Annotated in this window: 5 protein-coding genes; 4 read left to right on the forward strand and 1 reads right to left on the reverse strand. The window is 34.0% G+C overall.

The features are described from left to right. Window positions 1–187 precede the first annotated feature (187 nt). Together cas2 and U9P79_08520 are read left to right on the forward strand one after the other, a co-directional pair. Entirely contained in the window at window positions 188–466 is a 279-nt protein-coding gene (cas2, locus tag U9P79_08515) for a CRISPR-associated endonuclease Cas2 (protein MEA2104664.1), read from the forward strand. 21 nt (window positions 467–487) lie between these two features. Further along, window positions 488–664, forward strand: coding sequence for an addiction module protein (locus U9P79_08520; GenBank protein ID MEA2104665.1), 177 nt, complete (start codon window positions 488–490; stop codon window positions 662–664). A gap of 26 nt (window positions 665–690) precedes the next feature. Here U9P79_08520 and U9P79_08525 read toward each other — a convergent pair whose 3' ends face one another. Next, window positions 691–945, reverse strand: coding sequence for a transposase (locus tag U9P79_08525; GenBank protein ID MEA2104666.1), 255 nt, complete (start codon window positions 943–945; stop codon window positions 691–693). 325 nt (window positions 946–1,270) lie between these two features. On the opposite strand from U9P79_08525, the gene U9P79_08530 reads away from it, so the two are divergent. Both U9P79_08530 and U9P79_08535 read left to right on the forward strand, forming a co-directional pair. Then, complete coding sequence (locus U9P79_08530) at window positions 1,271–1,687, forward strand: hypothetical protein (protein ID MEA2104667.1); 417 nt, start codon at window positions 1,271–1,273, stop codon at window positions 1,685–1,687. A gap of 205 nt (window positions 1,688–1,892) precedes the next feature. Beyond that, a partial coding sequence (locus U9P79_08535) for a hypothetical protein (GenBank protein ID MEA2104668.1) occupies window positions 1,893–2,081 on the forward strand: 189 nt, incomplete at its 3' end.

Raw genomic sequence — 2,081 nt, forward strand, 5'->3', positions numbered from 1 at the left:
TTCAAATTCCGGGGTAAAATTTTATGATATCAATGAATATTATTATAACCTACTGTTTTTATTAATGCTCAAAATTTGATTTTTGAGATTAAACGGCGTTTACCCCTAAATTTGAATAGGATACCATCAGATGTTCAGAAAATATGGATCTTGATTTCTAAATGCTTACAGCTTAAAGGAGTTTGTTTTGTTTTTGCTTGTATGCTTTGATATAGTTGATGACAGGGCAAGATACAGAGCTGTCAAAATTTTAAAGGGATATGGGGTAAGAGTGCAGAAATCAGTATTTGAATGTGCAAATATGACAGAGTACAGATTTTTGAAAATGAAATCCAGACTTGAAGATGTCATTGATCATTCAGAAGATACTGTGAGATATTATTCTCTGTGCAAATCCTGTGTTGGTGCAGTTGAATTTTCAGGGACTGGAAACAAACCTGATACAAAGAGATTTGCTGTTTCATAAACTTAATAAACGAGGTGAAAAATGGATACGATTGCAATCAAGAAAATGAGTACAATAGAACGTATTCAAACCATGGAGGCTATTTGGGATTCACTTTTGTATGAAGACGGTGAGATAGACACACCAGCGTGGCATGAGAAAATCATAGAAGAGAGAAAAAAAAGATCAAAAATGGTGAAGCAGAATTTATCTCTATAAAAAAATTGAAGGCTATTCGTACATGATTAACATTTATATGAAAGTCCTTTTAAACGACTGTAATCATTGAATTCCGGGGACACCATACTTTGAAGATGGACATGATTTGGCATAAGACAATATGCCCAGCATTCAACATTATGTTTCATGCAGCATTCAGATATTAAACTCAGGTATTCAGCATAATCATCTTCACAAAAAAATGTCTGCTGACATCTATTGCCGTGCTGTATGATATGATGGGGTAAACCCGGAGCTACTGCTCTTGCTATTCGTGCCATAAACAAAATAAACCAAAAATAGTGATATTTGTCAATAATTAAGTATGGTGTCCCCGGAATTAAAAAAAATAGAGAATTTTCAAATTGGTGGCTGCAAGCTTGGATTCGAGAAAGCAAAAAATAGAATAAATCTCTGGATCAATAATTTCAATTTGTTGGTAAATGACCCATCTCTCTTGATTAGCATTCTTGATAAGATTGAATTTATTCCTGATGATGAAATCTTAAATGAATGTCTTAATTTTCAAAAAAAATTTTTAATTTATCCGAAAAAAGGGTCTTTTATACCTGCCTGGGAGCAGAAACTGAAAGTTCAGCACGCATAATGCGGCAGCTAAATAATAATCCCCAATTTGCTCCAAATCTTTCATATCTTTTGCAAGTAATTAAAGACAAACAGGAGAGCAAACCTGTAATTGTCTTTATTGATGATTTTTTGAACAGCGGTGGTCAGATATCAAAAATTATGGAATCATGGTGCGGACAGCATTTAACGGTTGCATCAGGGTCAAAAGATGCTCTTTCTTACAACATGAGGGGGGGGCTTTCTTTGTCTGATCTTGATTTGCTCAAGAGATGTGAGCTTCGTTTTCTTTTTTATTACGGTATGGCCAAAGGAATTGAAAAGGCGAATCAAAAATTGAAGTCACTGGAATTTACAGGCAATTTCAATGTCATAAAAACATATTCAGATAAAACAGGTTTTTTTGGAAACGAGGATGATTTATTACATATTGGGTAAAGGAACTGAAACCTGAAATCTATTCAGGAATCAATAGCTTTATTGAATACCGTTTAAAAGGAAATGGCTTTCCTGTTAAAATCAAAGCTATTCATGTGACGACTTTGGGAAATCTGATTTCGTTTGCCGGGGTGAGGTTTCAGTTCAAATCGAATCATATCATATCACCCTTGAAAAAGCTGTTGACATAAATTTTTTTCTTCCCATGAATAACAAAATATCAAATGACAATACAGGGCTGTTTTTTAAAAATGCCACAGATCCTGTTATTTGCAAAATCATTTTCAAAAAAGATATTATTTCTTATATCTGCTGGTCTGGCATATTGAACATCTTTCACGAATTTCTCTGTTGCAGTCTGCTTCAGATAACGACATGGGACAAAATGTCCGCT

The organism is Candidatus Cloacimonadota bacterium (genome assembly GCA_034661015.1).
Taxonomy (GTDB): domain Bacteria; phylum Cloacimonadota; class Cloacimonadia; order JGIOTU-2; family JGIOTU-2; genus JAYEKN01.

Excerpts from the sequence above, each read along its gene's own strand:
- U9P79_08520 (MEA2104665.1), top strand. The coding sequence starts at position 488 with ATGGATACGATTGCAATCAAGAAAATGAGTACAATAGAACGTATTCAA.
- U9P79_08525 (MEA2104666.1), bottom strand. The coding sequence starts at position 945 with ATGGCACGAATAGCAAGAGCAGTAGCTCCGGGTTTACCCCATCATATC.
- U9P79_08530 (MEA2104667.1), top strand. The coding sequence starts at position 1,271 with ATGCGGCAGCTAAATAATAATCCCCAATTTGCTCCAAATCTTTCATAT.